Consider the following 18249-nt stretch of genomic DNA (forward strand, 5'->3'; position numbering starts at 1 on the left):
ACAACTAACTGACCAGTTAGTGTATTGAAAGGAGTGGCGCGATGGCGGACGCAAGCAGTCTGGTAACACAAGCAGGGCATTTGGTGCGGATTTTGGCCGGTGGTCTTGAAGTGGGATGGGCGCGGACAGCCCAGATGACGCAAGATTACGGGACGGATGCCGTGTATGCGATTGGCAGCGTCGCGCCGACCGAGCATGCGCCGTTGCGATGGAGCGGACAAATCACCCTCGATCAATTCGTGATCCATCAGAATCGTCTCGGGCAGGCGGTGCAGGCGATGGACCTCGTGGCGATGGGTCCTGAGGAATTACTCAGACAGGGTGTGATCGATTTTGAAGTCTTGGACGCACAAGATCTGACGATCATGACCTATGTGCAATGCACGCCTGTCAATCTGTCGTACTCCGTCCAGGCGAATGCGTTTTCAGGACAGAATGTCACCTTTACGGCAAAGTCCGTGATTCGCGGAGCTGGCAATTTCGATGGTGACGTACAAACCGGCCGCGTTGGGAAACCCAGCTAATCCTTGGGGAAGGATGACGCGCTAGAAAGGTAGGGACACCATGGGATCAACACGCTCGGTGGATGTGCAGGCCGCACAGGTGGTGCTAGGCAGCCAGTACGAAGAAGTCTACGACGTGCAGTCGGAATTGAATCCGGCTCATAAAGGGCAAGTGGCGATGAGCCTGCCAACCGGCAGGGATCAGCTAGAAATTGGCGTGATCCAACACCGCTTGCGCAAGGGCGTTCCATTGGCTGAACTGGATGAAGTTTCCGGGTCCACGGCCATCATGCTTGCCGTCTTGTCCGTGGTCGTGCGGCGAGCACCCGAATGGTGGTATCGAACCGTGGGAGAGGGGAAGAGTGCTGAGCGTGTGCCGGCCCCCGAAGAGCTGCATGACATGGATATGTTGTGGGATCTCTATGGGAGGTATACGGCTCTTCGAGCCACCTTTCCCCGACAAACAGGAGATGCTGGCGGTAGTCCGCCGACCGCGTGAACGCGAACGCTGGCTCCTCTCCAAGTTGCTCCGGGTGGGACCGTTTGACGAATCGATCCTCTCACTAACTGAGCCACAGGTCAGTTGGATTATGTCGCAGTTCTCGCTGGATAGTCCGGTCGATCCAAAACTGTATCAGCGACTCGATGATAAGGTCGCGGCCATGATGGCCTCTGAGGGGTAACGCATGCCACCCAATGAACGTGTCGGGATCAATGTCCAGGCGACGTTTCGCGCGGATACCTCACAGGCGAAACAAGCCTTCGATGAGTTCACGCGATCCAGCACCCAAGCGGCCCAACGCATGCAAGGGTCGGTGGGAGACCGTGATTCCGCCAGCTCGCGCGCCAAGCAACTGCTCAAAGAACAGTTGGGCGACAACTTCTCATTTATCCGCCAGCAAAAAGAAGTCAACTCCATCCTCCATGAGCAACGCCAGCACTATCGCGAGCTGAGCGACAATCTCTATCGCCAGGAACGGGCGGTCAAGAACCTGGGCGGCGAAGAAGAAAAAGCCGCCATGAAGCGTGTGCGTCGGATGCGGGACGAGAAGCGCGAAATGGCTGGCTTGGTCCATGCGCTGGAATCGCACAAGGCGGTTGGCATGGCGGCTGAGGGTGGATCCGGTCGAGCAGGCATGCTCTCTGGTCTGTCGATGTCAGGGGCCATGAACGGAGGCGTCGTGGGTTCTGCGCTGGGACGGCTCGGGGCTCTCGCCATGTCGAACCCGATATCGGCATCCGTCATTGCGACTCTTGGAGGCCTTCATTTCCTCGACAAGTTCACTTCTGGCGAATCCAAATATAGTGAAGACATCGACGTGAGTATGGCCAATGTGGGACGGAGGACCGGAGGCGGGCTCAATCTCCGAAGCATGTTCGAACAGAACCCTGGTCGGATCTCGGACACCTTCAAGAACATGGGCTACACCGGCGAACACCTTGCGGGCATGATGCAGGCCTATTCCATGCCGGGTGGCGCGTCGGCGATGGAGTCTCAGGGGCGCTTTGCTCGCAAGTTTGGGTTTGGTGAATCGCCCGAGATGATCTCGGGCCTCGGACGGCGCGCCACGCAATTAGGAACCGCTGAGCCGGCCCAGCAAGGGCAGTTCTGGGCCCTGATGACGGTCGCTGTCGAGAAGGGGCTCAAGAACGGGGTCGACGCCAGCGAAACCATGCGCAGCCTGTTGGGCATGACCGAACAGGTCGCCGCCCATACGGGCGTGGTCTCACAGAGCTATGTCGCGGGTCTCGCTGGGATGCAATCCTCACTCTCGTCCGGGGACAGTCGGTTCTTCAAGGGGGAGATGGGCGCGCACCATATCGGCAAGGTGCTGCAGGGGTTTCAAAATCCGCAATCCATTGCACAAGAGCGGTTCGTGATGAACTCGATTCGGGAGCACTTTGGCGGCACACCAACCGCTGGTCAGTTGAAACTGTCTGGCGGGGATGCCGAGGCCTACGGGCAGATGCCAGAGGTGCAGCAGCTCCAGTATGTCATGCAGAAATTGCCGGAGCTGATGAAGTCGAATCCTGGCCTGATGGCGAGCTTGGTCCGGAGCATGGCCAGCGGGGCAGGACCGGGCATGCAAAGCATGATGGCGGGAGCGGCCTTCAATATGTCAGCCGGAGAAGTCGCCGCCATGCACTCGTCGCTCTACGGCTCGCTGAAAGGCGGAGGGATGAGCGAGAAGCGGCTCCATGGTATGGGCGCGTTGGATCTCCTGGGTGAAGTCATCGGTCGGTCCCCAGGCGAGGCCCAACAGATCCTGAGAGGAGACAGTGCAGGCAGTCCGCTGACTGATGCGGAGCGCGCGCGGACACTCGATAAGATGAACCTGGAGACATGGTCGTCGTCGTTTAGCCGTGGGTCGATGGGGCTCCGCTTGGGCGTGAAAGGGGCCAAGTCTGGCATCGCGGAATCGTTCGAGCATGCCGCGAAGGATGCCTTCGGCACCCCCAGTGAAGAGGTGCAGCAACAGAATCGTATCCGTGAGATGGAACGGGAAATGATGTACGGCAACGGTGGCAGCGTCTACAAGCAATCGTATGGCGGTGGGGAAAGCATGAACGTGAATCCAGTCGAGGTGACGGGCTCAATCCAATTGATCGGCGCGGACGGGGTGAGTCTGGGGCAGGTTCCGGCCGCAGCGATTGGGCTCCTCATCCAGAAGGCCATTCAAGACCAAAGTGGCACGCCGCGGGCAGGATCTCCGAGACGACCGCGACTGCTCGCGCAGCAGGTCACGTAATGGGATATCCGATCTGCCTCGTGGAAATCCATGGGCAAGATGAGAGCTTTGAGCTGTCATCAGGCGCACTGCCCTATGGCAATTCACTGACCTCTGATCTGCTCGAAGTCAAGACCGATAAAAGCCTCAGTCCTGAACGTCCTGCCGGTGCGTTCGAGATCCGTCTGGCTCGCCGGGAAGACGACGATCGAGGGCGTACCTGGATGGACAAGATCCGTCCGCAAAATGTCGTGGTGATTCAGATGATGAATCACCAGGGCACGATTGGGGCCCATGGCGCGGGTGAGATGCACACCGTCATGATCGGCCTCGTCGATACCATCACGGAATCGATGGGGATTACCTCTCGCGGTCTGCCACAACGGCAAGTGGTCGTCCGTGGGCGCGACATGGGCAAACTGTTTACGCATGGCATTGTCACCTATTGGACCTTTATGGGGGCCTCCTTCGGGGGTGTGAACCCGCTGGGTCTTGATGCGTCAAAATACAACGCCAAGCCCGATCAGGTGATGGTGCAACTCCTACAAGACATCTATCAGCGGTTCCTCAAGCTCTCCCTCGTCGTCGATGGAGAAGCGGGAGACTTCTGGGATTATCTCGGGTATCAACTCCGCTCGTATGGCGCGGAGATCCCTGCCGGCCTGGATACCGCGTTTCTTCAGGGTGAGGGGTCATTTTGGAGTTTTTTCGTGAAATGCGCGAGTCTCCCGTTTCACGAGCTCTATATTGATACGCGCCGGCAGGGAGAGGCGAGCAATGTGTTGGAGACGCAAGAAGGGAGCACCTTATCCGTCGCGAAGCGGATACTGGGTAAGGATAGGTCTGCTCCGACACTGGTATTGCGACCCACCCCGTTCCCATACCTGACGACTCCTCCTGTCACAGGGAGAATCCCACCGTTACCTCAGCAAACTGATCCTAACGTGTTAGAGCTGCCAACTGTCGACATCGTGGATCATCAGTTGGTGAATCGCACGGCCTGGGATGCGTTGGTCCAGCATGAGGTGGGTGATAACGATATGGCCGGAGAGGCGATCGACGATGGGGTGTCACGGAGCGATGCGGAGCAATACAACGTCTATCTGACCTTTCCGCATTACCCCTTTATCCAAGAGCGGCAATTCCTGCTGAATGTCCCGGTGATCATTGATGAGGAGCGGTTCCACAAGTACGGCTACAAGCCGCTGATGCCGTATACGACGCTCTTGAAAGCGCCAGGCATCAACAACACAGCAGATCCATTGATCGGCTTCTATTCTGCGCTCAACTGGCGGATTGCGAGCTGGCATGTCTTCAATGACAGATTCATGAGTGGCTATAAGACCTTCAAGCTGCTGCCGCATGTCCATGTCGGGGAAAAGCTCCTGGACCGTTCGACGTGGAAGGCCAGGGAGGAACTGTATTACGTGGAGTCTGTGTCGCACCACTTTGTTCAGAACGAAAAAGCGACCACTACGGTAGGATTGACCAGAGGACTCGCGAAAACTGACTATGACCAGTACACCTCCTCTTTGCTAAGTGCCAACTTGAAGTTGGTCAACTCAGATGCCGTCCGATCGCAGTGGAATGCGCTGACCGCGCCGGACGTGCCGAGCTAACATATGATGCCTCAAAGCGGATTAGGTGTGACCTACGATGAGTTGCCGGCGCTGCCGCCGCTCAGCGGATTTCATCTGGCACAAGTGGTGGAAGCCGTACCCATCAATCATGCCTTGCGTGTGCTGCTGCCATCACTGACGGGCATCCTGAATGGTTCTTCGACCGGTGGGATTACGGTCCATGTGATGGAGCATCGAGCTGGTGTCTACTCCGGAGACCTCGATCTCCCGCGTAAGGGCGATTGGGGGCTCGTCGTCTTCCCTCACGGGTCAGACCAATATCCAGTGTGGCTGGGCTCGCTCTACCAGGACTTTAATACGCTGGCCACGGCGAACCCCAATGAAAAAATTAGTCACCATGAGAGCGGAGTCTGGACGAAGACAGACGCCAATGGCAATGTTGAATGTGCCTATCCCGATGGGTCCTATCTGCGTATCGGCAGTGGTACGGCACTCAGTGCCCGTACACGGCAGCGCCGGCAAGGGTCCAGTCGTGAAACGATCCCCTATGATGTGCCGGACAAGCCGGTGCCGACCGTCTTCTTTTCGCACAGCTCAGGCACGACATTCACAATTGATCCCAGTGGCAATCTGACCATCAGCGGGGCTGCTGATGTGACCGTACAAAGCCAACAGGCTGGGCCACATGTGCATCTCGGGGGGACGGCCAGCGAGGACTTTCTCGCAAAGTTGGGAGGGCTCGCCAAAATTGTCGCCGCATTCAATGCGCATACGCATGGCGGAGTACAGGGAGGCGCAGGCTCAACGGCTCCTCCTGCGACACCCATTACCTTGATACCGGTCACGGATTACACACAGCATGCGAAAGCGAGATAATGGATAACGTCTCATCGTTCACAGCTCGTGCGTCTCGCAATAAATCCTTCTCGTTTTTTCTGTTGGAGCCAGGAGGACGGCCACATCCGTTCGTGGTGGTGCGCAATGGCGAAGCGATTGCCTGTACCGGAGAGCTGGAGCTGTTTGTCAATCCGCAAGAATTGTCGAAGGAGTGTCCGTCGCGCAGCACCGTCACGCAGACGCCGCATGCGGCCTGGGTCGATAGTTTCGGCGCGGGCCTGCCCCGTTGGACGTTGAGCGGCATCACGGGGTGGCGCGCGCGGGCGGCGTCGCAAGGGGTGCTCTCTGCCGATTCTCGCATGGATGGCTACAGCGCCTTTCATGTGTTCTCGCAAATGATTCAAGAATATCTGGATGAGAACCGTGAGCGCGTCATTCAGGTCTCACGGACTGGCGCGCCGACTGGCATGCTCTCGTTAGTGTTCTACGACCATGCGGATGATGATGCGTGGATCATTGAGCCTGAAGGCCTCCCGACCAAGCGCCGGACGAAGGATCGCCCGTTGTACTACGAATACAGTTTCCGCTTTACCGGGATCCACGACCTGCACAAAAAGAACAGACAAGTGGATGACCCTCTGGCCTCTGCGGTCATTGGGGGGATTGATCGGAATAAGGCGATTGCGGCGGCGATGACGACCTATGCCAACGCACTGGAGACACTGACCAACGACTATCTGATGACCGCGGCAAACGATCAAGCCAGTGCCGAATCGGTAGATGCGATGACGCAGAACGTGTCGGACATGGTGGATATGCAAACGCCGGAATCCGTCAATGCGCGCACGCAATTGTTCTCGGTGGTCGATGATGCCAATAGCCAAATGGGTGATCTCCCGCAAGGGAGTTTGACGGCGGCACAACAGGCCGCGGTGGACAATGCGACGGTGGCTGGCGCGGACCTGCAGCAGGCTATCGCGTCTGGCACAGCCGCTCAAGTCGAGACGGCCCATGGCGAGTGGGCGACGTGCATGGAGTCGGTGCGCGATTCAGGTGCCATGTTGCCAGGCGACGTGACGCAACGGCTGGCACAAGCCTCCGTGTTCTCCAAAGTCAAAGACGGGGCTGCTGAATTACTGCAGGGTGTGAAGAGTACGGCCACACGCCTGGGCAGCATTGTTCAAACTGGACAAGCGTTAGCGGGAGATTTCATGAACATGGTCAGCGGTGTGCAGAAGGCGATTATCACCCCGATTGAAAAGGCCGTGGCGTACGCACAGGATATCCGGAAAACGCTCCAGGGGTTCGCGTGGACGCTGTCGCTGGTGAAGCTCACGGCCAACGTCCAATCGCAACTACGAGGGCTGCGCACGCAACTGCGAGGCATGCTCTGTGCGGTCCAAAGCCTCCTGGCCTTCCCTCACAACTTTGTGCAGAGCTTGCGGGACAGTCTGCAATCGTTCTTCGATCTATTCAAGCTGTCGGGCTGTGCGTCGACGTTCCCGCGCATCAAAGGCGTCTCCTGGCATCCGAGCGCACCGCTGACCGTGCCAGGATTGTAAGACTGTGTCGAGACGATAACTAACAGGTACGTTATGGGACTCACGCGCTACACAATCCAGTCTGGTGACACACTACGGCAGATCGCTCGTCGTCTGGTCGGCAATGCTGATCAATGGTGGGTCTTGGCGCAGTTCAACCAACTGTCCTGGCCGTTCATCGATACCACCGGCACGAGCTATCCTGCTAGTCAGCGGGTATTGTCGTTGGGGTCCGTCCTGTTAGTGCCGATAGGCACAGATGATCCAGCCATTGCGCACGTCGTCATCCCACAGCCGGACCTATACACAGTCCTCCTTGGGGTCGATCTCCTGACCACCTCCATCGGTGATCTTCAAGTCAATTATGGGACAGGGGATCTCAGCACGGTCCAAGGTGTGCCCAATCTCCAACAGGCCGTCCAGCACCGACTCATGACGCGCAAAGGTGAACTACCGCACCATCCTGAGTATGGTAGCAATCTGCCACTGCACATCGGTCATGTGCTGGATCAGTCGCGGGTGAATGTGATCCGGATGGAAATCCTTCAGACGCTCTTAGCTGATCCCAGGATTAAAGAGATCAAGCGCCTCGATGTCAGCACGGATGCGGACGCCGTGCATATTGTCGGGTCGCTGGGCGTGATTGGGCAACACGATGCCGTCACACTCAATTTAGTCATTCCGTCACACTCATAAGGCGCGCACATGGCTGTCCCGGCACAAGTTCAATTCAATCTCAAGCACTTCGAACAAATTACGGCGTCCATGATCAATTGGCTGTCGTCCATGCAAGCCCTCACCACGGATTTCAATATTGGATCTGTGACGCGCACGCTCCTCGAGGCCTCAGCGATGGAATTGGAGGAATTGTACTATCGATTGTTCGCCGGCATCCAAGCCTCGATTCCAGAGGAATGCTTTATTGCCTTTGGATTTTCTGCGGTGTCGGCCTCACCAGCTACGGCCACGGTGACGTTTGGACGCACGGTTGCCGATCCATTCAATAGCTACCAGATTCCTGCCGGCACAATGGTGTCGACGGCGGATGGGGTGTCCTTTCAGACCGTGGCGGCTGTCACGCTCTTGCTCAATACCACCTCGATCACGGCAGCCGCCGTTGCGGTGGTCTCTGGCGTGTCCGGCAATGTGGCGGCTGGGTCCATTACGGTCATGAATAGCGCCGTGGTTGGAGTCCAGACCGTGACGAATAGTGCCCCTTCGACCGGGGGTGTCGATCAAGAATCTCCCTCAGCACAACAAGTGCGGTTTACCCAGTATGTGGCGGCACTTGCACGGTCACCGATCAATGGCATCGTCGCCGGAGCCCTCACGGCACAATTGGTCGACGGCGTCTCGGGTCTTGTGACAGAGCGCGTACTCTTTGCCAGTCTGGTCGAGCCGTACCGTACCGATGCCACACAGCCTGTCGGTGTGTGCAATCTCTACATTGATAACGGAGGCGGATCCGCATCCGGATCCCTCGTCACGCAGACTCAACAGATCATCGACGGCTATATCGACCCCGTGCTTGGGCCCATCATGGGCTATCGTGCGGCTGGGGTGACGATCAACGTCTCCACAGTGCAAACCGTCTCTCAGTCCCTCACCGCGACGGTCACACCGAAGTCAGGCGTGTCGTTTAGCACTGTGCAAGCGGCAGCACAAGCGGCGGCGGGGAGCGCCTTCAACGCCTTGGGTATTGGACAGACCTTGCGCTGGTCACAACTCTTGGCCGCGATCATGTCCGTACCTGGGGTGCAGGCCGCGACGATTGCTGTGCCGGCAGGAGATGTGACGTGTTTGGCGTCTCAGCGTCTTCGTCTCGGGGCCGTCACGATCACGCAGGGGATCTAATGAGCGTACCAACCGCAACACGGCTGCAGGCGAATATGGGCAGGATCTATGGAGGGCCGTCCAGTGGGGTCCTGCCATCATTGCTGAGCGCGATAGGCTCGGTGATTGATCGCGCCCATGCAGATGGGCAGGGCGCTCTGGCGCAACTCAATCTGCTGTCGTCCAGTGCGGTATGGCTGGATCAATGGGGTGCGCTCTTCGGGGTATCTCGTCTCAGTGGCGAGGGCGATGTGCTCTATGCCCCTCGTATTGTCGCGCAAGTGATCCGCCAGAGGCCTCAAGGCATCGCGCTCCAGGACATTGTCCAGGCGGCGTTCAATCTCACGGTCCAGATTCGAGACCTCTATCCCTATTGCCTCTTGAGCGACCAATGGACCACGCCACCAGGCCGTCCACCGCAAGTGAGCGATGGACAGTTGACCGTGGGATTTAACGGGAGTGCGCCGGATAACGCTGTCAGGTGCGATTACCTCACGCCCTATCTGCCTGGACATTTCGGGGTCTGGATTCAGTTCTCGTCTGATTCGACGCCCTACAGCTTTACGATGGAGGATATTCGGGCGAACTTCCCTCTTGTCTTGTTCAGTGATGATCCTGTTCTTGCAGGTACGATGGTGTCTGATGGGCAGATCGGTGTGGCAGCGTATGGCCTCAGCTTTGGACCCGTCTCACCACTGCCTCCGTTCTCGGTTTCGGATGTGTTGGCTCTGATCAACGCGAATCGTGCCGCTGGCACGCAATCCGTTTTTATGCAAATCACGCACGTTGACTGATCGCGGAAAGGAGTTGGTTCATGGCTTGGGGAAAAACGAAGAATGTCTGGAGTAGTGATGCGGCTGATGTACTGCAAGAAAAGAACCTGCAGCAAACGAATATGTTGGCATCCACCTGGGGTCTCTCAACGCCGGCTTCGTCAAAAGAGGATGCCGTCTTCCAGAAGATCCTGGTCGAGCGTGAGCGAGAAATGCTTCGCCGCATGGGGCAGTCCGGATGGACTGCAGTAGGCGCGTTCACGTTTGGCGCGGGTGCTGTCGGCACCTTCCAACTGGCCGTCTCGAAAGCCTTCGTGGATGGTCTCTCGATTACCGAGGCCGGCAGCGGAATGAATTCTGATGTGTTGAGCACGATCACCGCGCTCGCGCCTCCAGGCTCTTCCTCGCGCACTGATCTGTTGTACCTCGAAGCGTTTATTGTCGAGGTCCCTGGCTCCACGCCATCGGTACCTGTTTCAACCAATAAGCCGTCTGCCAGCACGATTTGGAAATGGGGGAATGTTCTGTATGGTGGCACAAACCCCGTCGATGACATCAACGAAGTGAACTTCGAGATTCGTCGCCGCGTCCAAGTCCAGTATCGGTTGCGGGTCATCAGCGGTATCAATTTTGTCACCTATCCGAACGGGCTCGGTGACCCAAACGCCCTCGCGCAAGGCCCGAACGGATCAGCGACGGCCTTGCCATTTGTGTCATCCCCTTCCGATCCTGGACTCTGGATTGCCGGCAACGGATCCTTCACACATCAGGGCATTTTGAATACGCTGGATGGAGTGGTCTACGCGATTCCCATGGCGAAGATCACACGTATCGCCGGACAAACGGTGGTGAACGCCGTCGATGTGCTCGATCTGCGCATGGTCTGGGCCAGCAATCTCGCAGGAGGCGTGCTGCAGGCCGCACAGGCCTATATCAACCAGCATGCCGTGCCCACTGGCGGTGAAATCTCCTATCCTGGCCTGACCACACCAAATGGTTTTCTGCCGTCACTGGGTGGGGCCTATAGTCGTGTGACCTATCCCGATCTATTTGCCGCGTTAACGAGTACGCAGTCTGGCACCACGACCAACGTGTCGCCTGTTATCACTGGCCTCGCAAATACCGCGGCCTTGCGAGTCGGGTTGAAGATCTTTAGTGCGGCCGGCATCCCTGCCAATGCGGTGATTCAGTCGATTGATTCGATCTCACAGATCACCATGAATCTTAACGCCACACTGACAGGTTCACGTTCGCTCCTGTTTCATGCCCACGGAGCAGGTGACGGCGTGACCACCTTCAACGTCCCAGACCGCCGAGATAGAGGATTGGTCGGGGCTGGGACTGGACAGGTGGTTGAAAGCGTCGTGAGCCAGACCGCTGCGGCTAACGCTGTCGCGGTGGCCAGTAATACGGCGAGATGGATCACGGGCATGCCGGTGACACTCTCCGGTGTCAGCGGATTCGTCGGTTTGTCCAACGGGGCGCATTGGATTGTCCGTGCGAGCGCCGGGTCGGTTGCCTTCGCCAGCTCACTCGCCAATGCTCAAAATGGCACGGTCGTGATTGTCACCGGCACCGGCAGCTTGACGATCACCTGCACCTTTGCGACACGGATCTTGGGAGAGGACGGAGGAGAAAATGCACACGCAATAAGCTTGCAGGAACTCTTGGCCCATGGCCACCCCTATGAACGATATTCCTCTATTTCAACAGCAGATGGGGGAGGAATTAATAGGTGGAATGATGGCACCACTGCTCAGACTGGTTCCACTGGCGGTAACCAAGCCATGAACATTCAGACCCCGTTCGGCGTCACCAATTGGATTATCAAGACGTAGCATAAGGGAGATACGCAGCATGAACGATGAAGCCGGCGCGTTCGAGCAGGTCACGCGAGAAAAGGTCTTAGCCCTTGAATTGCAAATTGCGAAAGCGATCGAATCGCTCAGCGAAAATATCAAAGGGCTCTGGCACGCGGTGGAAAGTATGCGCACCGACATGCACAGCCGGTTGCCGTCGTGGTACACGTTTCTGCTGACGGGATCCTGGACGATTATTGGGGCCATGGGCATGTTCATCGCGGATCATTTCTTTAAGTAGACAGCGGTGTGTCGTTGAACTAACTAACTGGTGTGTTGATACTGGGAGGACGCTGTGACGCTGGAGATTGCCGACATGGGGTTGGGGCCATTGGCAGAGCACGGGGCGATGCTCTTACGTTCAGAGCTTGGCCCAGAGGTAATCAAATTCCGCCGTGGGTATCGCGATCTCAAGACGCAAGCGCACGATATGGCCGGCAATATCGTGCGCAACAAGGAGTGGATCAAGCAGACATACACGCGCCAGGACCGGCCCAGCTATGCGGTGGCCTGCAGACTCCAGGATGTGGTGTATCAGCACAGCGAGGTGACCGAGTCGGCAGAGATCGAACGCTATCTCTACGAGGCCATGCTTCAGATGCCAGATGCACACGAAATTTCATTTCACATCAAAACGCGAAACGGGAAACCGGCTGCTGAGGCGTTCGATCTGACCCCGCTTGAGGATAGTCGTGGGACCCTGACCGCAACGGGCATCCATGTGAAGAATCGGATCTTGAAACTCCCCTACCTGGATGCGTTTCTGTTGCGCGAAGGCGGTTTACGCATTTGGCATCTGCAGTTTTTGCTCAAGAGTGTCACGGCATGAGCCTGTAAATCCGAAAGGAATCATTGATGGAACCACTCGATCTCCACAAAGGTGCTCGAACGGACGAAGTGTTTTATCTCCAGCAGGGTGAGCCTGTCCCGAAATCATGGGGGTGGCGCTGGCTCATTCGGCGCACCTCATGGAGCAATATCTTTTTAGCCGATGGTACGCCGGCCAGATGGACCAACTGGAATGTGTTCTGGGGCGGTCAGTTCTATCATGGGAACGCGAAGTGTGACGCCACTCGCTGCTTTGCCTACTGGGCCGGTCAATTGGGTGGCACGATGGACAGATCGAAGTACGTCATGACAGCGACCCCCAAGGAAATGCTGGCGTTCCGGTGGCGTTCGAAAGGGTCAGATAAAACACCAGTGTGGTCGAACATGGGAAATTCGTAGGTCGCATGCGCGCAACAAAATATGATGGAGATTGCCGCCACTTTACCTGCCTGAGATGCGGTGGATTGCTGGTGGAAATGGTGGTGCGACGACTGCGAATGTGGCGCTGTGTACAATGTGGTGATCGGTTAGATGATGTGATCTTGAGAAATCGGGAGCTGTCGAAGTCGGCCCATCAATACAGCAGTTTGCAAGTCGCGGACAAGCTGTTACGTGATCTGATGAAATGATCCGTTACGGATAAGGAGAATAGGTATGATCGGACGACGGCTGCCGGACGAAGAGCAAGGACCGGGCAACTTTCAACCTGGTGACTACTGGAAAAATTCGATGGGCTGGCTCTGCGTCACGCCTAACGGGCATCTGGGGAACCTGCGAAAGCACAGGGTGGCCGAGCATGAAGACGGCACGATCACCGTCTCCCCATCGATTTTGATCAGCAATGCAAAAGGTGAGCTCTGGCACGGCTACCTGGAGCGAGGCGTCTGGCGGAGCTGCTGATTCCCCCGACACTTTCCCGACACTTCCCCGTATTCCGTGAGCGCAATCATATGCCGAGCCAACTCTATATATGCCAAATCAGCGGAATATAGATAGTTGAGGGCACGAAGGAATCAATAGGAGGGCTTGTCATCGGCTTATGAGTCCGCTGCTCTACCAACTGAGCTACACCGCCAGAATCGATGGTACGTAACTGGGCGATATAATACAGGAGTGATTTGGAGAGTGTCTACAGCGTGCAGCAGTATTTTTAGTGTAATCTGCGATGTTTTATCGCGTTCGATATATTTTGTTTTCACCCGCCTGTTGGTTCCAACCTATCCATTCCGGTAGACTGTCGCATGATCCACCCGCTTCCTTCCAATTGCGAACATGCGATCCTCGAACAATTCCTAAAAGCAGAGGCGATGGCCTTGTGGGCGGTACGCTCTGCGCAAGCGCAGGACGTTCCTCCTGGAGTGCTGCAGTTTTTGCGTCGGCATGAGGAAGAGGAGGCCCAACATCTCAAGCAGTTTGAACTGCTGTTGGGAGTGAAGTCACATGGAAAGACCGCGCTGCCACGTGTGCCTGATCAATGGAGGGTGCTTGCGGTACATCTGTATGGATACGAAACGTTAGGACTTGAGTTTGCACGGCTGTTAGTGGGGTTGCGTCCTGATCTTACGTCGATTATGGAAGATGAAGAGGTGCATGTCGGATTTTTCGAGCAGGAGGTCCGTGCCATACTCAGTCGTGGAGGGCTTGCGGCTGACGGTGCGCGACAAGCTGCACAGGCCTGGAGACGGCGGTTGCCTCGCACGGTTGATCGCTATCTTCATGATGAAAGTCTTGCGCCCTTTCGTGATGAATTGCGGCAGCATATTTTGGGCGTGATCGATGCGCGGTTTCTCGCATCCGGATTATTGGTATGGTCTGAGAAGCAGGAATCGTCTGTGGTGAAGCCGGCAGGGGAGAAGTCGGGCGCCTATTCTGCCTTCGAATCAAACGGGTGAGCCTGGCTTCTGTGATGCGCGATGTGGAGTTCCAGTTTCGAAGATCCTGACGTCTCGAATCGTCTCGCACCATGCCGTTCTTGTCGGTTCATGCGGCCTGTGAAGTCAGTCGTTTTTGCCGTTGTCCTGCAATGTCAAGCGCTGCGATGCGGTAGCCCTCAGCCAACGTGGGAAAGTTGAAAATATTCTCCACGAACGAATCAATCGTGGCTGCATGTTGTAGCGCGATCTGGCCCACATGAATCAGCTCTGTCGCCCCTTCTCCGATGATCTGAACCCCCAATAGGTAAACTCCGGTGGGATCGGCCACCAGCTTCATCAAGCCGTTGGACATGCCTGAGATTTGGCCTCGGGCAATTTCGTCGAATCGCGCCCGGCCAATCAGGACCTCTCGATAGCGTGCGCGCGCGGCCGCTTCGTCCAGTCCGATACTGGCCATCTCGGGGATCGTATAAATGCCGACTGGAATGTCGGACGAGCGTCCTTCGGGGAGACCCAAGGCGTGACAGACGGCTCGCCGGCCCTGTTCCATAGCCGTAGAGGCCAGGCCCGGGGGGCCGAGTAGGTCGCCGACCCCATAGATGTGGGGAAGAGCCGTTTGGCAATGTTCGTTGACGGACAACGTCCCCCTTTCGGTGAGTGGCAACCCTGTGGCGCTCAGATTGAGGTCCTCAAGATTCGGCTGTCGCCCCATGGCCACAAGCATCTTATCGCTCGTAATGACCTGCCCGTCCTGGAGTGTCGTCACGACCTGAGAGATCCCATCCCACCGGACGTCCTTGATGGCTTGCCCTGCGCAATAGCGACCGCCCTGTTGCTCAAAGCTCTGCACAAACATCTTTACGAGTTCTGCGTCCAGAAACTGAAGCGGACGATCGGCCCGATCGATAATGGTCACCTGTACGCCAAGCGCGGCAAAGATCGATGCATATTCCGATGCCACGACGCCTCCGCCGAGCACGGTAAGGGAGCGTGGCAAATAGATCATGGAGAGAATCGAGTCACTGTCCAGAATATGTTCGTGGTCGATAGGAATCTCGACCGGTGCACGAGGCCGTGATCCGGTGGCAATGACGATCGTGTCGGCAGTGAAGAGTTGCTTCACCCCATCGACTGAGAGCATTTCGAGCAGGGTGGCGGAGCAAAACTTGACGCGTCCATGGAAAAACGAGATACCATTGCGCTTAAGCTGTTTCTCCATATAGACGCCATGTGCCGTGACCACTTCATCCACACGGCGCATCAGTGAGGCGACGAGAATATTGGGCGGCATACGAACGTCTAAGGTGGTCGATGATCGTTTGGATCGGTCCAATTGCAGGGCGCTCTCACGAAGCGTCTTGCTCGGGATCGTTCCACGGTAGACACAGCCACCGCCGACGCCTGGCTCGCGTTCGATCACGGCCACACGTTTGCCTGCTTTAGCGCCCTGGATGGCCGCCTTCTGGCCGGCGGGACCACTTCCGATTACGACAATGTCAAAATGTGTAGCATCACTCATAGCGTCATGGTGTCCACCAGGCTGAGAACTTTGTCCTTGAGACTGAGTAGCGTGTCTACGTCGTTGGGATAAAGGTTGAGATCGGCAATTACGCTGTGGTCGCGTAGGGTGCTGTCATCGAAGGAATCGGGTACGAGTATATAGGTGGCTAGCCGGTCGGCTAGGCAGGTCATCATCGCTTCGTGCTTATGTGTGGGCGCCTGCTCATAGACCGCATAATAGGCGATGGCCTCGGCGACTTGGGAGGGCAGGGCCCATTCAGTGGCGATCAAAATACCTACGCGGGAATGGTACCCGTCGAGGAAGGCGAGGATTGCGTTGGGCTCGAGCCGCACATGCAGCTCCGTGGCAATCGTCGTGACTGTCTTGAGGACGACCGATTTCCCGACAGTATGCAAGAGCCCGCAGAGATAGGCGCTTTCCACATTATAGCGGCGGAGGCGTGCGATTTCTTTGGCATAGGCCCCGCTCGCCAGTGCGTGACGCCAAAGCTGTTTGATATCCGCTTCATAGCCTGGAATCTTAACGGCTGCGCTTTTGAGCGAAATCGTCACGGCGATCTCCGACAGTTGGTTTACCCCGAGCATTGCGACGGCATGCTGGAGCGACATAATCGGAGTTCTGGGCATATAGGCTGGAGAGTTGGCAATTTTCAGCACATGGGCCGCCAATGCCTGGTCTTGGTGGATGAGGGTAGAGAGACGAGCCGCGTCTGCCGATGGATCATTGGCCAAGGCCATGACCCGACCCGCGACTTGCGGAAGCACAGGCAGTTCGATTTTGTCCTTATCGATCCGTTCGATTAAGGCCTGTTCGACCTGCTCCGGCATGTCGATATTCGTCGATCGATCTATTTCAGTCGTCATGCTGTCGGTGGTCCTTGAGAGCGGTTTGTGACCACTGTGTTTTGGTACAGTCTCTTGTCGGCAGAAAGATGTGGAACTTTAATTTCCTGGTCCGCATCGCGAGGGGGATTTATGGGCAGTGGGGACCATCCTGTCGTGAACGCTTCTGTCTCTAAGGGGCGTTCGATCTGCAAGAGCCTGATAGCTGTGTCTATTGCGGCAGGATTCACCGTCGTATCAATGCCGAGCCGAGGACAAGCAATGATACGTAAGTCATCAGATGTCGGTGTATACGAACATAATTGCTAGCTGAACTAACATCTATGTCAGTTCAGCTAGAGCCGATTAGCATCATTGCTATAGATGGTAAAGGGATTTATGATTCCTGAGCAATGACGCGGTAGTCGGACTGTGAGGCTCACCGGTGTATCGGCAACCTTCCTTGATCTCTCCTTCTCAACTAGAGTGTAGTCGCGTCGTTTCCGCTTGCCCCGTTCGAGATATCTCATCGATTTCTCTGCATGAAACGCTGGACGTAGGGGGAACGGCTGTGGCTGGCGTTGTTCTCCGTATGCTCAATAACCTGTACAAAGGGGGGCGTGGTGATTAACTCGACTACGATGCCAGTCAAAGTGTTGATCGTGGACGATCACGAAGTCGTTCGAGTGGGGTTGCAGACGGTGCTGAGCCGACAGAGCAGTATTAACGTCGTTGGCGAAGCCGCTACGGTCGAGGATGCAATTCGTGAAGCCTGCGACCTCAATCCGGACGTGGTGCTCATGGATGTTCGCCTGTCTGGGGGGAGTGGAGTGGATGCCTGTCGAGCGATTCGCAGTTCTTGCCCCAACACGCGAGTGCTGTTTCTTACGTCTTACCAGGACGATGAAGCGGTGCTCGCCGCAGTCATCGGGGGCGCACATGGTTATCTGTTGAAGCAAGTCAATGTGGATGCGTTACTGCGCGCTATCCATGCCGTCGCCCAGGGCCAGTCGATTCTCGACCCAGCCATTACCCAGCCTCTCTTGACTCGTATGCGGTCACAACGAGAGGAGGCTCCCGAACCACGGGCGACACTCTCCTCCCAACAGCAGCGTGTCCTCGCGCTTGTGGCAGAGGGAAAAACGAACAAGGAAATTGGCTCATCGCTTGAGCTGAGCGATAAGACGGTCAAAAACTATATCCGGTTCATTTTCCAGAAACTCAAAGTGACCCGTCGTGCTCAAGCGGCTGCCTTTTTTATTCGGGATTCTCACCCGGAGAAGCAGGTTGGTTTACATTCACCGTTGATGATGGAGAAAATCCACTGACATCGAGGGTACGATTCGAGGCAGCTCTGCCTGCACTCCTCATCGTCGTGTCGTTTTGGGATGCCGTCCATCCAGCGATCGACTCCTTCTAGTGATTGATATCCCCTTTCTCAGCTACCCTCCTTCTTTTAAGCTATAGGCATTTCAATCTCGCTGCACATGAGTCGGAGTCCTCATTCTTGTTGCCGTAGGCTGGCCATATGCCTCGCAGGTGTCAATTC

General features: G+C 56.5%; 19 protein-coding genes. 17 read left to right on the forward strand and 2 right to left on the reverse strand.

What is annotated here, in order from left to right; all coding sequences use genetic code 11:
* Window positions 1-41: 41 nt before the first annotated feature.
* From Q7U76_13085 to Q7U76_13160, 16 genes are all read left to right on the forward strand, one after another.
* Entirely contained in the window at window positions 42-524 is a 483-nt protein-coding gene (locus Q7U76_13085) for a hypothetical protein (GenBank protein ID MDO8357318.1), read from the forward strand.
* A 40-nt stretch (window positions 525-564) separates the two neighbouring features.
* Complete coding sequence (locus Q7U76_13090; protein ID MDO8357319.1) at window positions 565-1002, forward strand: hypothetical protein; 438 nt, start codon at window positions 565-567, stop codon at window positions 1000-1002.
* On the forward strand, window positions 974-1186 hold the full coding sequence (locus Q7U76_13095; GenBank protein MDO8357320.1) for a hypothetical protein: 213 nt from the start codon (window positions 974-976) through the stop codon (window positions 1184-1186). The genes Q7U76_13090 and Q7U76_13095 overlap by 29 nt, the downstream gene beginning before the upstream one ends.
* Window positions 1187-1189: 3 nt before the next feature.
* Complete coding sequence (locus Q7U76_13100) at window positions 1190-3253, forward strand: hypothetical protein (GenBank protein MDO8357321.1); 2064 nt, start codon at window positions 1190-1192, stop codon at window positions 3251-3253.
* Complete coding sequence (locus tag Q7U76_13105; protein ID MDO8357322.1) at window positions 3253-4851, forward strand: hypothetical protein; 1599 nt, start codon at window positions 3253-3255, stop codon at window positions 4849-4851. Before Q7U76_13100 ends, Q7U76_13105 begins: the two co-directional genes overlap by 1 nt.
* Before the next feature lie 3 nt (window positions 4852-4854).
* Window positions 4855-5688 (forward strand): phage baseplate assembly protein V, encoded by an 834-nt coding sequence (locus Q7U76_13110; GenBank protein MDO8357323.1) that lies wholly within the window; start codon window positions 4855-4857, stop codon window positions 5686-5688.
* Window positions 5688-7211, forward strand: a complete 1524-nt coding sequence (locus tag Q7U76_13115; protein ID MDO8357324.1) for a hypothetical protein — start codon at window positions 5688-5690, stop codon at window positions 7209-7211. The genes Q7U76_13110 and Q7U76_13115 overlap by 1 nt, the downstream gene beginning before the upstream one ends.
* A gap of 33 nt (window positions 7212-7244) precedes the next feature.
* Window positions 7245-7886 (forward strand): DUF2634 domain-containing protein, encoded by a 642-nt coding sequence (locus tag Q7U76_13120; GenBank protein ID MDO8357325.1) that lies wholly within the window; start codon window positions 7245-7247, stop codon window positions 7884-7886.
* 9 nt (window positions 7887-7895) lie between these two features.
* Entirely contained in the window at window positions 7896-9044 is a 1149-nt protein-coding gene (locus Q7U76_13125; protein ID MDO8357326.1) for a baseplate J/gp47 family protein, read from the forward strand.
* Window positions 9044-9817 carry a hypothetical protein gene (locus Q7U76_13130; protein ID MDO8357327.1) on the forward strand — a complete coding sequence of 258 codons (774 nt, stop codon included), beginning with the start codon at window positions 9044-9046 and terminating at the stop codon, window positions 9815-9817. The genes Q7U76_13125 and Q7U76_13130 overlap by 1 nt, the downstream gene beginning before the upstream one ends.
* A gap of 20 nt (window positions 9818-9837) precedes the next feature.
* The gene (locus tag Q7U76_13135) at window positions 9838-11634 is read left to right on the forward strand and encodes a tail fiber protein (GenBank protein MDO8357328.1); all 1797 of its coding nucleotides are present in this window, start codon (window positions 9838-9840) and stop codon (window positions 11632-11634) included.
* A 19-nt stretch (window positions 11635-11653) separates the two neighbouring features.
* The gene (locus Q7U76_13140; protein MDO8357329.1) at window positions 11654-11896 is read left to right on the forward strand and encodes a hypothetical protein; all 243 of its coding nucleotides are present in this window, start codon (window positions 11654-11656) and stop codon (window positions 11894-11896) included.
* A 54-nt stretch (window positions 11897-11950) separates the two neighbouring features.
* Window positions 11951-12484, forward strand: a complete 534-nt coding sequence (locus Q7U76_13145; GenBank protein ID MDO8357330.1) for a hypothetical protein — start codon at window positions 11951-11953, stop codon at window positions 12482-12484.
* Between the two features lie 26 nt (window positions 12485-12510).
* The gene (locus tag Q7U76_13150) at window positions 12511-12882 is read left to right on the forward strand and encodes a hypothetical protein (protein ID MDO8357331.1); all 372 of its coding nucleotides are present in this window, start codon (window positions 12511-12513) and stop codon (window positions 12880-12882) included.
* A gap of 255 nt (window positions 12883-13137) precedes the next feature.
* Window positions 13138-13383, forward strand: a complete 246-nt coding sequence (locus Q7U76_13155; protein ID MDO8357332.1) for a hypothetical protein — start codon at window positions 13138-13140, stop codon at window positions 13381-13383.
* Between the two features lie 341 nt (window positions 13384-13724).
* On the forward strand, window positions 13725-14375 hold the full coding sequence (locus Q7U76_13160) for a hypothetical protein (GenBank protein ID MDO8357333.1): 651 nt from the start codon (window positions 13725-13727) through the stop codon (window positions 14373-14375).
* Between the two features lie 88 nt (window positions 14376-14463).
* Here the strand turns inward: Q7U76_13160 and sthA are convergent, their stop codons facing one another.
* Window positions 14464-15876 carry a Si-specific NAD(P)(+) transhydrogenase gene (gene sthA / locus Q7U76_13165; GenBank protein MDO8357334.1) on the reverse strand — a complete coding sequence of 471 codons (1413 nt, stop codon included), beginning with the start codon at window positions 15874-15876 and terminating at the stop codon, window positions 14464-14466.
* On the reverse strand, window positions 15873-16742 hold the full coding sequence (locus Q7U76_13170) for an HDOD domain-containing protein (GenBank protein MDO8357335.1): 870 nt from the start codon (window positions 16740-16742) through the stop codon (window positions 15873-15875). Before Q7U76_13170 ends, sthA begins: the two co-directional genes overlap by 4 nt.
* 581 nt (window positions 16743-17323) lie before the next feature.
* Here Q7U76_13170 and Q7U76_13175 point away from each other — a divergent pair.
* On the forward strand, window positions 17324-18028 hold the full coding sequence (locus Q7U76_13175) for a response regulator transcription factor (GenBank protein MDO8357336.1): 705 nt from the start codon (window positions 17324-17326) through the stop codon (window positions 18026-18028).
* Window positions 18029-18249 lie beyond the last annotated feature (221 nt).

This window comes from Nitrospirota bacterium (assembly GCA_030645475.1).
Classification (GTDB): Bacteria; Nitrospirota; Nitrospiria; order Nitrospirales; family Nitrospiraceae; genus Palsa-1315.